Source organism: Citrobacter meridianamericanus (genome assembly GCF_041320245.1).
Taxonomy (GTDB): Bacteria; Pseudomonadota; Gammaproteobacteria; order Enterobacterales; family Enterobacteriaceae; genus Citrobacter; species Citrobacter meridianamericanus.
In genome coordinates this window covers 58025-75280 of the sequence record NZ_CP101038.1, presented here as the reverse complement: position 1 = coordinate 75280, position 17256 = coordinate 58025, and the positions used below count along the sequence as shown (strand labels likewise).

Sequence of the window (17256 nt, the reverse complement as noted above, 5' to 3'; positions counted from 1 at the left end):
GCAGCGCAGTGAAAAAGCCCACGCTGGCTGGACGGTTTGACGGCGAAAATTGAGACGGAAAACGACGGGAAGACAGCGGGTAAAGCCTTTGAAATAAACTGCGACCGGGTGAGGACACCGGCAGAGCGAACCCTTGCATTCGAAGCGGCCCGGCTACAGTAGCGGCACGGCGGCCACACGATGGCAGGAACCTGAAAAACGGCCTATGTTCTGAACTGATGAAAACACAGATTTCGCATGCGAAATCTACACCGGAGAAACGATAATGTGCGGTCGGTTTACGCAGTACAACTCCCGCGAGGAGTACCTGGCCTTTCTCGGAGAAGAAGCAGAACGGGACATCCCGTATGATCCGGAGCCCGTCGGCCGCTACAACGTTGCGCCCGGAACCCGTGTATTACTGCTGAGTGAACGCCGCTCGCAGCTGCATCTTGATCCTGTTCACTGGGGTTATGCGCCGGAGTGGTGGAACAAGCCCACTCTCATCAACGCCAGAAGTGAAACTGCGGCCGGCAGCCGGATGTTCAGGCCACTCTGGGAGCACGGACGGGCCATTGTTTTTGCTGACGGCTGGTTTGAGTGGAAACAGCAAAACGGCGTGAAACAGCCGTTTTTCATTTACCGCAAGGACGGAAATCCACTCCTGCTCGCTGTCATCGGGAAACCACCTTTTGAGGATGGCAATGACCAGGAAGGATTCCTGATCGTCACGGCAGCTGCGGATGAGGGACTGCTGGATATTCACGATCGGCGACCGCTCGTGTACTCACCGGCTGCCGCACGTAAATGGCTCAGTGAAAACACAACCGGTAAAGAGGCGGAAGACATTGCCCGTGAGGGCAGTCTTTCCGCCGAAGATTTCACATGGCACCCCGTCAGCCGGGCTGTTGGCAATCCCGGGAACCAGGGCCGGGAACTTATAGAGCCACTGGCTTAGCAGACGGTGAGATACCCGGCATCCACTCACAGGGTTATGCACCGTTTCTGTGGATAACCCAGAGCCTGTTTTATCTGCCAGAACAATGACCTGGCAGGAGCAGGTAAAATTCTCCTTGCAGGACGGGAAATATCTTAAATAATACTGTATATAAAAACAGGTATTTTAAGAGGTATGCCATGTTACTTTTTGTCGCCCCCGAACAGGAGCCGGTGCAGTCCACTGCCCCGCTGTTCACCGAACGTTGCCCGGCGGGTTTTCCGTCGCCGGCCGCCGATTACACGGAGGAGGAACTTGACCTGAATGCCTATTGTATCCGGCGTCCGGCTGCAACGTTCTTCGTCAGGGCTATCGGGGATTCGATGCGGGATATGGGTCTGCATTCCGGCGATTTAATGGTTGTCGACAAAGCTGAGAAACCCATGCATGGAGATATTGTCATCGCAGAAACAGATGGCGAATTCACGGTTAAACGCCTGCAGCTGACACCCCGTATCGCCCTGCTGCCGATGAACCCGGCCTATCCCACTCTCTATCCGGAAGACCTGCAGATTTTTGGGGTGGTGACAGCCTTCATACACAAAACACGGGGCATGGACTGATGTACGCGCTTGCTGACGTGAATTCGTTCTATGCCAGCTGCGAAAAGGTTTTTCGCCCCGACCTGCGAAACAAACCCGTCGTCGTTCTCTCAAATAACGATGGCTGCGTCATTGCGAGAAGTCCTGAAGCGAAGCGGCTGGGCATCAAAATGGGGGTACCGTGGTTTCAGCTGAAGTCGATGAAATTTCCGGAGCCGATCATCGCCTTCTCCAGTAATTACGCGCTATACGCATCGATGTCGAACAGGGTCATGGTTCATCTGGAAGCGCTGGCGCCACGCGTTGAGCAGTACTCGATTGACGAGATGTTTCTCGACGTGCGGGGTATTGACAGCTGCATCGATTTCGAGGATTTCGGCCGGCAACTGCGTGAACACGTCAGGAACGGGACTGGCCTGACTATCGGTGTCGGGATGGGGCCGACCAAAACGCTGGCTAAAAGCGCACAATGGGCGTCTAAGGAATGGCGGCAGTTTGGGGGCGTGCTTGCTCTGACGACTGGCAATCCAAAACGAACGGAGAAACTGTTATCACTGCAGCCAGTAGAAGAAATCTGGGGGGTTGGCCGCAGGCTCTCAAAGAAACTGAGCACAATGGGGATAACAACTGCGCTGCAGCTGGCGCGCGCGAACCCTGTATTTATCAGGAAAAATTTCAACGTTGTGCTGGAGAGAACCGTCCGGGAACTCAACGGAGAAAGCTGTATTTCGCTGGAAGAAGCGCCTCCGCCGAAACAGCAGATTGTCTGCAGCCGATCCTTTGGGGAGCGTGTTACGACGTATGAAGCCATGCGCCAGGCAGTTTGTCAGTACGCTGAGCGTGCAGCTGAAAAGCTGCGCGGCGAGCGTCAGTTCTGCAGGCATATTGCCGTGTTTGTGAAAACATCGCCGTTCGCCGTAAATGAGCCCTACTACGGTAATCTGGCCAGTGAAAAACTGCTCATCCCCACGCAGGATACACGGGACATCATTGCCGCTGCCGTCAGAGCCCTGGACAGGATCTGGGTGGATGGTCACCGTTACGCAAAGGCAGGCTGTATGCTGAACGATTTCATGCCAACCGGGGTATCGCAGCTGAATTTGTTTGATGAAGTACAGCCGTGGGAACGGAGCGAGCAGTTGATGCAAGTTCTGGATAGTATTAACCATTCCGGTCTGGGGAAAGTGTGGTTTGCGGGACGGGGCATTGCTCCTGAGTGGCAAATGAAACAAGAAATGCTTTCCCCTGCGTACACAACGCGCTGGAATGATCTCCCGGTGGCAATGATAAGATGATCTGCCACCGAAAGATTTCGCATGCGAAATCTAGGTTGTATCAACTCGTCAGAAATCGTCATCTGAATAGCCAGATTTCGCATGCGAAATCTCTGCTTCAGCGGCAGACAAACTTATCTCTTTATGGCCTACCGGGGTTACTAACGATGTATACTTAACGCCCCTGATTTCATGGATCTCAATACTATCCAACTTCAGTTCAAGTACGTCTTGCTGAGGTTTGTTTCGGGAGAGAACGGTAAACTCTCGTCTGAAATCACGATTGGTCGTTGTCATCTGAGGGTCAAACTCAGCGTAGTCATCGTCTTCTCTATACATTGAAACTTGCGCTTCCAGTCGTCTGAGTTTGGCGTTTTTAACTGCCGATGACTTATGAAACAAGATCACATTACACGCATTTTCCTCCCCTTGGCCAGAAGGCATTTGAGCAGACGAAAACTTGATTCCATCCAGTGAATATTTGTCCGTGATAGACAGATAATCAGCAATAGCTTGCGTTAGCAGATAGTTCGATTCAGCGAGCTCAGGCACAACCGGCATAACTAGTTTGCGTGATAGTGTTGCTATGAAACGGCTACGTTCATATCTGACCAGATATTCAGGATCAAAACGGCTTACACCGTTTACAGCCACTCTGCCGAGTACCGTCAAATCGAGGAGACGTACAGGACGCAGTACCCGAAATTCAGAAACTACTACGAAACTACCGACCGGAGGACGGACTTCCGAAACGGCATTAGTTTTGGATGTTGCTCCATAAAATACAGATATTCCTTTCGCGTTCATCCGACCATAAGGTGCTAAATCGGAAGGAGGGGGGCCAAGCCTTGATTCTGGCATGTGCAACGCAGACTTAATGTCATCCTCGGACTTAAAAATCCGTCCACGATAAAGAGGCGTATCTGGAGTGAAATCGGTAAAGGCTGAAGGGTGATTATCAAAGAGATAACCGAACACTTCATCAAACGTTTCAAGGGCATCATGATTGAAAAAACGATTACTTTCACGAAGCTTCTTTTCCATTAAAGCCCATTTGTTGGAAAGCTTAGAAGAAATGGATATTGCTGAGATGAAGAGTGGATCTTCACCATATTTATGTTCTTCAGTTCCCCGTTCGAACCAGCAATCCAACAGTATTTTTGAAAGATCTTTAATCACATCGATATTGGATGAAACCTCTTGTTCAAGAATCTCGATAAGAGGAGAACCTTCCTGAACACCATACTCATGGTCTACTTCGCCAGGAGAATAATATTTTTCTATCAGCCAGTCAGTTTTATTTCCCAATGCATGCATAGACATGGTTCGGTCTTCATTACCACAGTAGTCGCATGGTCTGTAAGAATCCGGGTCATTAATGATCATGTGAAAGAGAACCGGGTCATTCTTCAAACAGTGACTGCAAACTCTCTTGTAATCCTCGTCAAGCATCGTGATGCTCCTGTAAAAATTTCGCATGCGAAATCTCAATATCTAATTTCGCCGATAGAGTTCTTTAACGCTTGCAGATAGCTGGTAGTGCTGTTTTGCCCACCGCCCGTAGTTATTAACGGACTCATACTGACGCTCTGCAGCACCATCACGGTAATACTGTATATGGATAATCCCATGTAGCTGCAGATAGCTGGCTACCGTTGTTACATTATTGCGAATGAAGCGCGTGTGGCTCTGGAACACATCAAGATCAACTCCGTCCTGTCCTTCATCAAGCGCATCAAGAATAAAAGCGACTAATGCAGAAGCGATAGAACGTCTGCCAGAGCCTGCGATACAAGCATCAAGCTCTTGAAAGGTCATGTGGATTTCCTGTTGTAACGGTAGCTGGCATCCTCTTCAATTGCCGCCACGAACCATCCGGTAGCCGTTTGCCTGTCTATGCTATCAGGCAAGGAAGCGACTAACTGCTCAAGTGGAAGTGTACGATTAGCTCTGAATATCAGCGCCGACATACCACACCAGTCCTGGTTACTTTCTGGCTTCCAGCCGATGCTGAGCATCAATGTTAACGCCGTCTGAGCTGCCCACAACGGAGTTTCAGCCGGGTTAGAGGACCATGAAAGTAACGCCGCACCGGGTACGGGCCTGCTTCTTGTAACATATCCCAGATTGATAGCTGCTTCTGTTAATGCGGCAGCTGCTTCGGATTGAGTTCCGGGATATCGAAGCGCCCAGAGGCGGACAATTTGGCCACGGAATGCCGTGGCCATTTCGGTGAACGGGGTTGATTTCATCACTGAGAGCGCATCCCTTTGACGCGTAGTTCAGAAGCCTCAACTGAAATCTCACCAGTTTCCATTTTCACCCACACATACCCAGCTTTATCTGGCGCACGGTCAGTCATTATTACCCCTTGCTGACCGTCTATCTCGACAACAACCTGCCATGTTTTTACATCTGAATTACTGTCCAAAAGCTTGGTTGGTTTTTTGTTCTGAGACTTAGATTTCGCATGCGAAATCTCACCTTTGCTTTTGTTCTTAACTGCATCAAGAACAGCTTTAACCTGCGAACGTGAAATACCAGACTCTCGCGCAGCTGCGACAAGCTTCTCGGCCTCTTCGGGAGACTTTTCATTTACCTGTATCAGTGTGTATGCCAGATCGACATCGGATGTGATTTTATCCCGGAGAAGGGCGGTAACATTTTCTGGTGCATCAATGAGACGAAGGTGTTTACTGACAAATGAGGTAGGCTTACCCATTGTTTTTGCGATCTGCTCACCCGTCATATTGAACTCATGCTTGAGCTCATAGAACGATTTTGCAGTCGCTAATGGTTTCAAACCAGACTGCTGCAGATTTTCAATGAGCTGACCGATGATGCGTTCTTTTCTTTCCCGTGGTGGTTTACCGACATAAATATCAATGTGGGTATCACCACGCTTGCGGGCAGTGCGAACACGCGTTTCGCCTAACCATATCTGGTAGCCACGTCTGTCACGAGGATAACAACGAGGCGGGGTAAGCATCCCTATCGTTTCGAAGGTATCAGCCATACCATCGATAATATCTTCCTCGAAGTCTTCTTCAGGTCGCACTTGTTCTTCAGCATAAACCAGATTTATATCGACACGGATTATCTGTCCATCAGGTTCGATATCCGGACGGGCAATATCCGCCATAATCTGGTGCGCAGCTATATCATGGTTCTGCTCATCTGGTTGTTTATTTGCAATGACCTGTTCAATATCAGAAACAACAGATGCATTTTTTTTCATTTCCTGCTGCGCCTGGAGTCGTCTCATAAACGGTTTCTTGGCCATTACTTACCTCCTGCGAGCAGAATAATTTTCCTAGTAAGTTCTTTATACTGAATTGCAGGAAGACATTTGGGGTCATATTCATCAAAGGAGAGACCAAGTTCTATCGCTTCTTTTGCAGCAGCAGGTACAAATGATATATAGGCGAGAATGTATTCTTCAGAGTAGCCTTTTCCCTGAAGGATCTCGATGAGGAGATTCAGGTTCAGTGTATCAATAGGCCCCAGATATCCTTCTTTAAGTGGCTTTTTATAATTTTTGACCTGCGTCTGCGTCACATAAGTCCCCATGAACTGCAGCGAAGGATTGTAGTTCCGCTTAATTTTCTGCATATAAGTAAGCTGTTTACCAACTGCATTACGGGCCTGCTTCTCCAGCAGGGTAGGGATCAGAAGGTAATCAGCTGACATATGCGCTGCGATCATGACATTTGAATAAGATGGCGCTGAATCAGCAATAATAAAATCAAACTGTTTCTTCAGTTCTTCAATACGGTCCCTGAAGTCGAACATGCAGTCGCTGTTTCGGTAGTTAATTTCATTAAGTTCACTGGTAGCACCGATAAAAAAGCGCCCGCCAGGAAGCTCAATCGGTCGAATCTCTGTTTCAGAAAAGAAAAGCTGATATGTATTCGCTTCACCGGGTGTAAAACTGTTACTTAAAGGTTCGCGTTCTATCTCATAAGGTAAGCCGTCAGGGAATGCCCTCTCCGTCAGACCAGTTGTCCAGTCCATATCAATTTCAAGCACACGGAAACCAGCTTCACGAAGGTCATGTGCGATTTCACTGGATGACTGCGATTTAACGATTCCGCCCTTCTGACTACATACAACGATCAGTTTTCCGATAGGTCCAATTTTCAGTGTCATGTAACAGTCCTTAAGATTTCGCATGCGAAATGTTTGAGAAGGGGCGGCACGGCTTGAAAGAGTATTTCAATAATGAAATGAATTCATTGCGGGATTTCATACACACTCCTGTGAGTCAGGCGTTTCGCCAGGTGCAGAAGCAGCTATCTGCCACTGCGTTTGTTGTCGCGCTTTCATGACAACACAAACAGTATACAGAGAAAATATAAGATATCAATAATGATATGCAATAGATTTCGCATGCGAAATCACATTTTATGTCCGTTAGTAAAAGCCGAACCAGCGGCTTTTTTACGTCGCTGGTTTAATACCCTCGCCATCTGGACACTCCGATAATTCTGTCCAATAGACAAGCAGTTGCCCTCAAGATAGGATAGCCCCAATGATTCAGTCTCTAGGTACAATTATGATTTCTAGCCAGAAGCGCTTCCATTGAAAACTGATGAAACGAAGCACCTAGCATACAAACTCCTTAATTAAAATGAACACGACTGTTATTCTTGATGTAATGTTATCTAAATACTCCTGAAAGGGACCTCTGATTTTTCAATAACCAAATCATACTCGATATTACTTTCCTGCACTTTACGTTTGATTTTTCTAGCGAACATAGATAAAGATTCATAGGCCAAGTCCTGATTATCAACAGGTCCAATGGTTATCGTTTTCAATAATTCAGGATCAAAATCAAAGGATACGTACGGTATCAATAATTGACCTTTCCCTCGAAACTTAATTCTTGCATCATCTGGGGCGCAACTCAGTACAAATCTGACTTCATCCTCATCGACAAAAGCCGCATGTTTGAATGAAAGAGCATGAATCTCGAGCAATGAACTCAGTTTCAGATCAATCAAGTATGGTCTATTTTCCTTCCATATATCAAATAGCACTGGTATAAATTCATCGCAAATAATTAAATCTGCTTTATCTAGAGCCTCTCTTCTGTCATGTAAATAGACACATTCGAGTACAGATACTTCATCATCCCTGAAGAAATCAGCATCAAGCTCCAGGCAATACATTCCATAACTTCGCCACTGGCTCAACAAATCGGGAGTTTTACTGAATGACGATACAAATATATTGTTTCTTTCTAAATTTGAGAAATTATCATCACGTATAAACTCCACTGCTCTTGAAAGAGTATCTAAAAATTCCGGACAATATTTACCAGAATAGTCGTGATATGCTTCCAGCGCCTCAAGCAATACATCAAACCCTTCGTTAAATTCCTTTTTATCATTCAGGAATCGATAATCGGTCAACCACATCTGAGCATTATTTGCTATCGATATTGCGGCATTCAAATCTGTATAGTGATAAATCATAGCGTCCCAGTGTTCCCCTCAAACGATGCGCTCTATGATAACGTATCAGACTGCAACAGTAACCTACGCCTCACATTGGACGTTCAGGTAATTCTGTCCAGAGAATTTAGTGTGGCGGCCAGAACCATTGAGCAATCATATCGTACCCATTTATTATAGTTCCGATGCCTCCGATAACCATTGCTGAAATGGAATACAACCATTTATGCTTTCCCACAAAGCGCTTTACCTTTTCCCCCCAAGTCAGTGATGCCTCATGGAGTTCGATCAGCGTTATCCATTGCTGAATCTGCTCTTTATAATGTTTACAGAGACTTTCGCTTATTATTTCTTGCGATAGCGGTCGGCTTCTTGGTAACCACCCACAGGGCGCAGGCGGCTTAATTTCGTGCAGTTCAGTACTGAAGTTAATGCGTTGTTGGTTAAGACGCTCTACAACTATACGAAGTTCATCCACAGTGATATCAGAACGGGAACAAATACCTTTCAGTTGAGCCAGTGTCATAATCGCGTACTCTTGTGGTTGATGAGTTCGATTATATCATCATTAGATTTTTTGCGGGGAAGTGGCACTGTGAAGCCCATTTATAATAAATCTCATCACTTAGACATTCGAGTTATTCTGTCCAGTTCTGCTGGCAGCGCAGGATCTAGCCTGATAGTATTGGGTAATAACTACAGGAGGTAGAGATGACATTTTTCCTTATTATTGCGTTTGCTCTGATAGTCGTCGGTAGGCTTCTGCTGCGAAAGAGCCTGAATAAACTCCACAATGAGTATTACCGCCGCGCTGACGAGCGGGGATGCGCGGAACGTTATGAATCGTTCGTTCGCCTTTACAATTCCAGAGATCCCCGCATTTTAGAAATTGCTTATCTGGAAGCCATTTCCTGCACTAAGGCCGCTTGAGCGGCCTTTTTTATATCCCTCGTTTAATTCTCCGCTCGGTTAGACATTCAGGTATTTCTGTCCATTTTTGCTATTCATTAAGCGTTTTCATACTCTATTTTGGTGTATAGTTGCTCAAATTCACTTGAGGGACTTGAGATTACATGGAATACAAAGATTTTGACGATGGCCATAATATGACAGCACTTGAAAACATTTTGAATGCAGGAAATGTATTCATGTTTACTGCATGGATTCAAGGTCAGATGGCTGATCTGGTTATTTTAAAGAAAAATCCACACCTTATCGACGGCTTTGTTTCATCCCCAACAACCATCCCGGATGAATATCATAAAATTCGGGTAAAATATTGGGAAAAGCAATTTAGTGAAGTTAAGAATGAATTTACTGAATTATACTCCGATATATTAACCGACTCTGATTTAGATTATATTGATAAAGTATATTACATTCGTAACATGCTAGCTCATGTACACGTCTCAATAGCTAGAGATTATATGTTATATAGGCCATCCGGCAGCGATAAGAAAGAAGAAAAGCTACTAAACGCATTGGGAATTAACAAATCAGAAAATAGTGCATCACCTACAGTTATTTTGGTTGACCTGGCAAATAAACAAATTTTTGAGCGCACTTCTGATTACATTGGCCATATTGACCAAATAATATTAGAAAAGGCTTCTAGCTATATCGGAATCCCCCATGGAAGAATTCGTTAGGAATATATGAATTCTTCCATTGCTCCCTTTAGTCAACTCTATGAGGCCGCGCCAGCGGCCTTCTAACTATCAATGTTAAAGGCCGGAGAGTGGTTGATCCCCGGCCTTAGTTACGTTTCCGTCACGCTCAGAAGAACATGCGGATCAGTTCAAGAAAGACGATTAACGCTTTCAGAACGATGATTGCTTTGTCGATTAAAGCGCCCATCCGTTTCTCCATAAATGGAGTAAAGACACCGTGGCTTGCTCTTACACGGCCTGTCACCACGGCTTCTCTTCGTCTTGTCAGTTGTAGAGAGTCTCCCTCCTACCAGAGCACAGCTAACCAGCACCACCTGTATTACCTGCCAGGACTTTGAACCTGTTCATGCCGCATTGAGCGGAATGCAGGAAGAGACTCCATCACAGAGCTAACTCACTGATTATACGTTTATCTGACGTTCAGGCAAACCGTTAACGTGCGGTCACCGCCCGTCATATTGCATAATCAGGTTTCACGGATTATCATACTATTGTCAGTTGTAGAGAGTTTCCCTTCCGGTCAGAGTGACACAGCCCATACCGGAAGTGTAAAAAAGCCGACCTCACCAGTCGGTTTTTTTACGCCTGTAATCCGCCTTTCCGTGAACTCCCGCGCCAGCCCGGACGCTCAGGTGATTCTGTCTACAACGTCACAGCGGTATTCCTGAGGCTCCCGGAGGGAGCAAAATCTCATAATGACCATGTTCGTCTTCGTATCGCCGGACGAACGCGCTCACCTGCTTTTCCAGTAGCTCAAACAATGCGATAAGCTCAGTGATAAGCCCTGCCACATAGCTTTCATCAATGATGATACGGTGTCGAATCAGCCTGATACCTTTTTTTTGTTTACAGTAGTTTTCTATATCAGCAAGCCGCTCCGCCCTGTGTTTCTCTATCTCACCTTCTGAGTGAACCAGAACATGCCTGATTTGTTCCAATTTCAGCATATCCTCCCAGCGTTTCCACAATTCCCCGCCCGGATTCATATCAAAAATAGCTTCACGCCGCAGAAATTTACGATACTCTTTAATGCATGCGTTACTTAAAGAATAGGCTTCACTCATATTTTGCGGAAGCAGCCTGTTTATTTCGGCGCACAACGTTTTTATTTGATGTTCGAAGAAGTTATACAGCGTGATAACCATCGCCTTACGGTGCATAGGGGGATAAATATCACCAAACTCCTGTATCTCCTGACTGTAACTGTCAATGATGTCTTCGTGGTATTCTTTGCCGTTATTCTCCAGCCTCTGACCTATTTCTTCACTGAGTCTTTTATTGCTTTCCGCAATATTGTTTTCAGCGTATTTATTATATGCCGCGTAATTATGGAGATCTATTGTTGTGAAATGACAAAGATGAAAGAGGGTCGTACCGAAGAAGTCGATAACATTGGGGTAGCGAAATTCAGTATCCAGTTCCATACATATCCTTCATCGCATGAGAGCCTTATGCCGTTGCCGATCGCACCGCTAAAAACAGGTATTATCATAATTCCCGCCCGGACTGAACGTACAGCGCTTTCTGTCCAGTTCAATCCATGCCTCGCTCTATCACCTTCAATCATGCACCAAGAATGTACAAAAAATGTTTTCTAACTTGGACATTTCGGCACTATCGGAAAAAGTGTCCAGAAAATATTTCTGGTGATCGTATTTAATTTTGTTGACCCGCTGCGCAAACCGTGAGTCTGTTCAGAACTTGCTTCTGAGCAGGCGAGGGGTTGGACAAGCCCGGCGGGCGCGTCAGCCAGTCACACTTAGGTATGCTCTATATATACCATCCGAAATAATACCGGCGAATGTTATTGTTACCACATAAGTGATACCATCATAAGCAAGACCACTTAAAAGTTACCAGAAGGACAAAATATGTTCGTTTTTGGTTACCTCCGGGCATCCACTTCAGAGCAGGATGCCAGCCGGGCAAAAAATGCACTGAAGGCATTTGCAAACCAACATGGCCACCGTATTGCTGGCTGGTATATCGATAATGTCTCCGGTACGACAATGAACCGTCCTGAACTGATCAGACTTCTTGATGATGCGGAACCTGGTGATGTGATTCTCATAGAACAGGTCGACAGGCTTACCCGCCTGGATGATGCAGGCTGGGAGACACTCAGAAAGCAAATTACCGATAAGCAGCTGGCCATCGTCAGTCTTGATCTACCGACCAGCCATCTGGCGCTATCCAGCACAGTAAGTGATGACTTTACCCGAAGCATGCTGAAGGCCGTAAATGGCATGATGCTGGATATGCTCGCCGCTATTGCCAGAAAAGACTACGAAGACCGTCGACGTCGCCAGGCAGAGGGAATCAGTAAGGCGAAAGCTGAAGGAAAATACCGGGGCAGGGTAGCCGATGCGCAGAAACATGAACTGATAAGGACACTTCGCCTGGCTCATGGGAAATCGCTGCGAGAAACAGCACGCTTGGCAGGCGTATCTAAAATGACGGTTATTCGAGTATGTAACAACGCAGAGGAACAGCAAACCTAATAGTTCCAGTTATACAATATTTGCAAAACTTTCCGATTTACCACATAATGAATTAAAGAAAATCGGAAAGGAGTGTATACAATGACAACAACCCAAAAGCGTGGTGTCGGCTCTCGCTCCGGTCATAACCCTATTGACCCATTGGTTGCAGAACGGCTTCTAAATGTCATTACTGACATTGCTGCTGACATCCGTACAGGTAACACTCATGTCAGCAGCAAGCTAATGGGGCAGAGTGATCTGATGTTTGCAATCAGTGCATTGGTGCAGATCGGAACTCAAGAAGCAATCACCGCACAGACGAAAGAAAAAAACCGTCAGTTACGGCGACTGAAAAGTAAAGCAATGTTTGAGGAAATCCTGCAAGCAGATGGCGGAGTATATTCGTCGCTGGAAGCAGCCCAACTCCTGGGAAAATCCAAACCAACAGTTACCAGTTGGCGGGAAAAAGGAAAACTTTTATCAGTTAAAATTGACGGAGAGTTTTTTTACCCTGTATTTCAGTTTACGGACGACCCACGCGTTTCTGCTGATGGCGTATTGAGGGGGATTCAACCGTTGATGGAGAATCTGACACCCTCTAGCGACAGGATGAAGTATTCATTTTTCATGGAAAAACGCAATTCCGGCCTTGAAGGTTTTGTACCGCCAGGTAAGGCATACACTGTTGTGGATATCCTGAAGCAAAACCCGGATTCAGAGCTTATGAACGAACTCATCCGTCTTGCTCGCTTGTATGGTTCACAAGATCCAGTCTGATGGAAAAGGGGGGAAAATATCCCCCCTTAAATTATCCTTCCTCAACCGAAATGTTCAGATCGTCAACCAGAATGTCAGCCGCCTCTCTACCATTCAGTTCAAACTCACTGAGTCGAGTTTGCTCTCGTGTAATTGCTATCCCAACCCCAGATGGTTCTGGATGCCAAAGAGCCAGGCAGTCATCACCTGTCACGTTCGATGGGAACTTGATTCCATCGAACCCGGCTGCATGAGTTTTACGGGCCAGTTCCTGAGTTACAGTACGTCTGCTTGTCGTAACATCATGTAATGTCACTGACGAACGGGTGATAAGTTGTTTCATATCCAGGACCTTACACTCCCTTTCAATTTCAACTTTACCCATTCGGTACTCCTCAAGGTCAGTCTCCGTTAACGCTATCTTGTTCTGAAACACTTCCTTAAGAGCTGTAATCGGAGCTAATGCAACATACATGGTGCCCGTATTACCATCCTCAAGGTTGTAACGGCAGTCTGGGCCGTTCTGATTAAAAAAGACGCTGCTGCCACCATGAGAGCCATGTTGCAGCCGGAAAGTCTCTGTACCTGCAGGAATGGTTTCCCCACATTGCTTGAGAGCCTGATCCGACAACGCATTGATTTTCACAAGCGCTGCTTTGTCTTGTTCGCTCATTACCGTGCTTACAGAAATGTCAGCATGTTGATTTACTTCACCGTTTGGGTTTCCCTCTGATTTTGACGTTTTGGCCATTGTTCCTCTCACTAAAAATGCGATTTATTCTGAGCATAAGATTTCTCTCTTTGCTGGGGATTAGGCTGCGCTGTGCTTGCCCAGGCAACTCGTTTTCAGTGCAGATGCGAACCTGCCTGACAGGCGTATCATATCGTAAACTGATTGATAATTAGATTTTTTATCAGGAAGAAGAATCAGTTACGGTATATAGAAAAAACCAACCTTCATTGGTTTTTTCCTGATTTGTACGGAGAATGGAATGATGAAAATGAAGGCTTTGGCTCTTTTCTGCCACAGTTCCCCTTTATTTAATATCCTTGCAGGGACTTCATAGAATACTGGTGGGGCAGGGAGGCATCCCCTTCAGGCTCTGCCTGCCACCCACAGCGGTTAAACAGCTTTACCACACCGGCCACGTTCCCCGTCAGACGCGCTGTCAGCGGATTTATCTGCCGGCCTTTATCGTCAAAAGCGACATCGAGGTTGCCCCGTGAGAGATAAATACCGTTCACGCCTGCACTGAGTGCCACAGCATACCGGCCGGACCATTCCCGATCGCTCAGCAGACGGTAGTTCCAGTGCATATCTTTCGCTGTTTCCAGGGCATAGGTCAGCCGGAACAGGTCATTCTGCTCAGACAGTTCGCCGGTGCAGGAACGCCAGAGATAATCCAGCTTGCTGGCCAGCTTCGCGCTGACGCCCAGCTGGCGCCCCTGTTTCAGCAGCCACTCGATGTCCGGATTTATCTCCCGGGGGAAACGCCGCTGTTTCAGCGCGGTCGCCAGCCAGCGGGTGAGAAAGAGGTTTTCCTGTGCTGGCGAGAGAACGCCACCATCCTGCCTGGCCAGCGCAAGCGCCACCAGGGCGCACCATGCCAGATGGCCTGATTTTTCTGTCAGCGTCACTGCTTCTCCCGTGAGTCAATAAACTGATGTAATTCATCGAGCATAATCAGCACACGTCGGCCAGTCTTACGGGGAAACATCCTCCGCATCTCACGCGTCAGCTGCTTCTTCTCCCATCCGTAAGGGAAAATAATGCTGTATTCACTTCTCTCAGGGAGGATATCAGGGCCCGCGACGATTCGCGCCACCTCCTTATTCAGGCGTTCGCCTCGCCAGCCATAAGCCGCCAGTCGCTTACGGATACGTGCAACGGGAAAACGTTTATCGGAGTGACGGGGGAAGAGTAACGTCCCGTCCTCATTTCGTTTGATGCCGAACATATCCAGAGACTGTTCAATCACCACTGTTCGCGTGGGGAAATGCTCACGCATACTTTTCATCATATTTTCCATTCCAGACTCCTGAATTAATACCTGCAGCTGTCTGACCAGCCAGAGAGCAGCGTTATGCTGGCTCACTCTCTGCGTCATCATTCATTTCACACTGGAGCTCATGCCAGTATCCGGCAATATTGTTTACCACCTGTGCCGTCATAACCGCGTCAGTGACAGCGGAATGAGCCTCCCCGATCCAGCTCAGGCCAGCCTGACTGACAGCACCGGAAAGCGATATGGTACCGTAACGATTGGAGGGTCCGTAATAACCCGCAGCGAGCCGCATGGCGCAGTACACCGTCAGAGAGTCCAGCCAGCTGGCAGGGTCGTTATGCGCTGCCGCTGTCTGCTTCAGAATGCGCGTATCAAACTCAGCATTGAAAATAACCAGCGGGCGCCGGCCGATATGGTGCTGCAGCTGCTGCGCAATATCGGGCCACGATGGCGCACTGACCAGATCATCGTCATTGATACCGTGTACTGCAGCTGCTGTCGGATCGATGCCGACAGTGGGTTTCAGGCGGGTCTCAAATATCCTCTCACCGCGGGCATTCACCAGACCGATTTCCAGCGCCTGCGCGCCGGCATCAAGTCCGGTCGTTTCGGTATCGAGGAAGACGGGGTCCAGCGTTAACCAGGTATGTGCCAGCATGGCGAACCTGCCACGCTCACTCTTCATCCGGGCCTGCAGGCCCAGACGTGCGCTGGCCTGCCGCTGTTTTTCTGTCTGTGGGCGTTTCGCCCGCATCGGGACGCAGTCAGCCAGCCGCCATACGCCGTATTTCCCGCCGTAAGGACTTTTGTACATTCTGACCGGTTCCACACCGGGGGCTGGCTTCATCCTGAACTCATCCCGAAGTCGCCCTTTGGTGTAGCATTTATCCTCCGCCCGGAGCGCTTCATCACAGGCGTCTGAATTGTCATCATCACGCATTCTGGCCACCTGTCTGTTTATTGCCAGAAAGCGCCGCTATCAGTGACTGGTTCTGACGCTTCAGGGCTTCAGCCTCACCACGCAGTGCCGCGACCGTTTCTTTCTCCCCCATCGTCTCCAGACGGGCATCATCACGCTGGTTTTCCAGCTGCGTGCAGCGATCTGTCAGACTGGCTATTTCGCTGCCCATACGGACCAGTTGCTCCGAGGAGGCCTTTTCCTGCGATTCCAGCCTTGCGGTGAGGCTGCTGACTCTGTCACGTTCAAGCGCAAGCTCACCGGCGCGCGCCTGTGCATCAGCGACGGCCTGCTCGAGGCGCTGCTGCAGCGTATCGCGGGTGGCCTGATGCTGCTGACGTTCTGAGGCCAGCGCGTTTTCCTGCGATTCCAGGCGGGTAAGGAGAGTATTAACTTTATCGCGTTCAGACTTCAGTTCTTCTGTACGCGCATTCGCTTCGGCAGAAATTTGCTCCAGTCGTTTCTGCAGGTCTTCCCGCGTATTTTTGTGCTGGGTCTGCTCCGCATTAAGCGCATCCTGCAGCACTGTCTTCTGCTCCTGATACCGCTCCTCCCGCTGTCGGGCATTCTCTTCAGCGGCCGCAAGACGCTCTTTCAGCTGGGCCATCTCCACATCCTGCTGCTGACGCTGTGAACGTTCTGATTCCAGCGCCCGCGTCAGCCGGTCATATCCGTCCTGCAGTTCATCCAGTTTTTCTTCCAGGTCGTCGACCGTCTGCGCGGCGTCGGCCAGCTCCCGCTCTGCCTGTGCGGTCTGTTCACCGGCAGCACGCGTGACTTCCGCAACCCGGCGTTCTGCAGCCCGGACAGCCTTGTCATTCAATTCGGTCGCCAGCTGGGTGATGCGTTCGGACAGCGCGGCGGAGACGGCCTTCACTTCTTCAGCCACTTCCACAGGCAGCTCGGCAACGGGTTCAGTGACGACCGTGCTCTGTGATGCCTGGTATTCGTCCCATATCTGGCGGAGACGTGTCGGATTGCCGCCACCGACCTGGTTACGCAGTGCGAACCCGGTGATATTCCGTCCTTCAGCCTGCAGGGCCAGCCCTGCTTCAATAATCTGTTCTGGTTCGTATGTCGCCGGACGCATCTGTCAGTCTCCGCATAAAGGGGTATGCTCACATTATACACA

General features: G+C 48.2%; 21 protein-coding genes and 1 pseudogene. 8 read left to right on the top strand and 14 right to left on the bottom strand.

Annotated elements, in window-relative coordinates; translation table 11 throughout:
• Positions 1-265: 265 nt before the first annotated feature.
• The 3 genes from NMD08_RS27790 to NMD08_RS27780 all read left to right on the top strand — a co-directional run bounded on the left by NMD08_RS27790 (position 266) and on the right by NMD08_RS27780 (position 2813).
• Positions 266-937, top strand: coding sequence for an SOS response-associated peptidase family protein (locus NMD08_RS27790; protein ID WP_256434868.1), 672 nt, complete (start codon positions 266-268; stop codon positions 935-937).
• A 179-nt stretch (positions 938-1116) separates the two neighbouring features.
• A complete protein-coding gene (umuD, locus tag NMD08_RS27785; protein ID WP_256434867.1) occupies positions 1117-1539 on the top strand; it encodes a translesion error-prone DNA polymerase V autoproteolytic subunit in 423 nt (140 codons plus the stop codon).
• Entirely contained in the window at positions 1539-2813 is a 1275-nt protein-coding gene (locus tag NMD08_RS27780) for a Y-family DNA polymerase (protein WP_256434866.1), read from the top strand. Before umuD ends, NMD08_RS27780 begins: the two co-directional genes overlap by 1 nt.
• Before the next feature lie 48 nt (positions 2814-2861).
• Here the strand turns inward: NMD08_RS27780 and NMD08_RS27775 are convergent, their stop codons facing one another.
• The 7 genes from NMD08_RS27775 to NMD08_RS27745 form a co-directional block, all read right to left on the bottom strand.
• On the bottom strand, positions 2862-4115 hold the full coding sequence (locus NMD08_RS27775; protein WP_258983318.1) for an RES family NAD+ phosphorylase: 1254 nt from the start codon (positions 4113-4115) through the stop codon (positions 2862-2864).
• Between the two features lie 171 nt (positions 4116-4286).
• Positions 4287-4610, bottom strand: coding sequence for a hypothetical protein (locus NMD08_RS27770; protein ID WP_256434864.1), 324 nt, complete (start codon positions 4608-4610; stop codon positions 4287-4289).
• The gene (locus tag NMD08_RS27765) at positions 4607-5044 is read right to left on the bottom strand and encodes a hypothetical protein (protein ID WP_256434892.1); all 438 of its coding nucleotides are present in this window, start codon (positions 5042-5044) and stop codon (positions 4607-4609) included. The genes NMD08_RS27770 and NMD08_RS27765 overlap by 4 nt, the downstream gene beginning before the upstream one ends.
• Positions 5044-6075, bottom strand: a complete 1032-nt coding sequence (locus NMD08_RS27760; RefSeq protein WP_256434863.1) for a ParB/RepB/Spo0J family partition protein — start codon at positions 6073-6075, stop codon at positions 5044-5046. The genes NMD08_RS27765 and NMD08_RS27760 overlap by 1 nt, the downstream gene beginning before the upstream one ends.
• Complete coding sequence (locus NMD08_RS27755; RefSeq protein ID WP_063615388.1) at positions 6075-6941, bottom strand: ParA family protein; 867 nt, start codon at positions 6939-6941, stop codon at positions 6075-6077. Before NMD08_RS27755 ends, NMD08_RS27760 begins: the two co-directional genes overlap by 1 nt.
• 515 nt (positions 6942-7456) lie before the next feature.
• Positions 7457-8272, bottom strand: a complete 816-nt coding sequence (locus NMD08_RS27750; RefSeq protein ID WP_370606101.1) for a hypothetical protein — start codon at positions 8270-8272, stop codon at positions 7457-7459.
• A 106-nt stretch (positions 8273-8378) separates the two neighbouring features.
• Complete coding sequence (locus NMD08_RS27745; protein WP_370606102.1) at positions 8379-8777, bottom strand: hypothetical protein; 399 nt, start codon at positions 8775-8777, stop codon at positions 8379-8381.
• A 185-nt stretch (positions 8778-8962) separates the two neighbouring features.
• On the opposite strand from NMD08_RS27745, the gene NMD08_RS27740 reads away from it, so the two are divergent.
• Both NMD08_RS27740 and NMD08_RS27735 read left to right on the top strand, forming a co-directional pair.
• On the top strand, positions 8963-9181 hold the full coding sequence (locus NMD08_RS27740) for a hypothetical protein (RefSeq protein WP_071446651.1): 219 nt from the start codon (positions 8963-8965) through the stop codon (positions 9179-9181).
• A gap of 143 nt (positions 9182-9324) precedes the next feature.
• Positions 9325-9900: a hypothetical protein gene (locus tag NMD08_RS27735; protein WP_370606103.1), complete on the top strand. Its 576-nt coding sequence runs from the start codon at positions 9325-9327 to the stop codon at positions 9898-9900.
• A 127-nt stretch (positions 9901-10027) separates the two neighbouring features.
• Here the strand turns inward: NMD08_RS27735 and dinQ are convergent, their stop codons facing one another.
• Together dinQ and NMD08_RS27725 are read right to left on the bottom strand one after the other, a co-directional pair.
• Positions 10028-10108, bottom strand: a complete 81-nt coding sequence (dinQ, locus tag NMD08_RS27730; protein ID WP_276513604.1) for a damage-inducible type I toxin DinQ — start codon at positions 10106-10108, stop codon at positions 10028-10030.
• Positions 10109-10571: 463 nt separating this feature from the next.
• Positions 10572-11345, bottom strand: a complete 774-nt coding sequence (locus NMD08_RS27725; RefSeq protein ID WP_256434862.1) for a hypothetical protein — start codon at positions 11343-11345, stop codon at positions 10572-10574.
• Between the two features lie 447 nt (positions 11346-11792).
• Between NMD08_RS27725 and NMD08_RS27720 the strand changes: the two genes are divergently transcribed.
• Both NMD08_RS27720 and NMD08_RS27715 read left to right on the top strand, forming a co-directional pair.
• Positions 11793-12422 (top strand): recombinase family protein, encoded by a 630-nt coding sequence (locus NMD08_RS27720; RefSeq protein ID WP_256434861.1) that lies wholly within the window; start codon positions 11793-11795, stop codon positions 12420-12422.
• Positions 12423-12503: 81 nt separating this feature from the next.
• The gene (locus tag NMD08_RS27715) at positions 12504-13181 is read left to right on the top strand and encodes a helix-turn-helix domain-containing protein (protein ID WP_256434860.1); all 678 of its coding nucleotides are present in this window, start codon (positions 12504-12506) and stop codon (positions 13179-13181) included.
• Positions 13182-13212: 31 nt separating this feature from the next.
• Here NMD08_RS27715 and NMD08_RS27710 read toward each other — a convergent pair whose 3' ends face one another.
• The 4 genes from NMD08_RS27710 to NMD08_RS27695 all read right to left on the bottom strand — a co-directional run bounded on the left by NMD08_RS27710 (position 13213) and on the right by NMD08_RS27695 (position 15731).
• On the bottom strand, positions 13213-13911 hold the full coding sequence (locus NMD08_RS27710; protein ID WP_256434859.1) for an RES family NAD+ phosphorylase: 699 nt from the start codon (positions 13909-13911) through the stop codon (positions 13213-13215).
• Positions 13912-14201: 290 nt separating this feature from the next.
• A complete protein-coding gene (locus NMD08_RS27705; RefSeq protein ID WP_256434858.1) occupies positions 14202-14798 on the bottom strand; it encodes a DUF2913 family protein in 597 nt (198 codons plus the stop codon).
• Complete coding sequence (locus NMD08_RS27700) at positions 14795-15190, bottom strand: hypothetical protein (protein ID WP_063615382.1); 396 nt, start codon at positions 15188-15190, stop codon at positions 14795-14797. The genes NMD08_RS27705 and NMD08_RS27700 overlap by 4 nt, the downstream gene beginning before the upstream one ends.
• Before the next feature lie 52 nt (positions 15191-15242).
• Positions 15243-15731, bottom strand: coding sequence for a 3'-5' exonuclease (locus NMD08_RS27695; protein ID WP_256434891.1), 489 nt, complete (start codon positions 15729-15731; stop codon positions 15243-15245).
• Between NMD08_RS27695 and NMD08_RS27690 the strand changes: the two are divergent.
• Positions 15643-15900, top strand: a pseudogene (locus NMD08_RS27690) (hypothetical protein); the annotation flags it as partial. The gene NMD08_RS27695 and the pseudogene NMD08_RS27690 overlap by 89 nt on opposite strands.
• 198 nt (positions 15901-16098) lie before the next feature.
• Here NMD08_RS27690 and NMD08_RS27685 read toward each other — a convergent pair.
• The gene (locus NMD08_RS27685) at positions 16099-17214 is read right to left on the bottom strand and encodes a DNA-binding protein (RefSeq protein ID WP_256434857.1); all 1116 of its coding nucleotides are present in this window, start codon (positions 17212-17214) and stop codon (positions 16099-16101) included.
• Positions 17215-17256 lie beyond the last annotated feature (42 nt).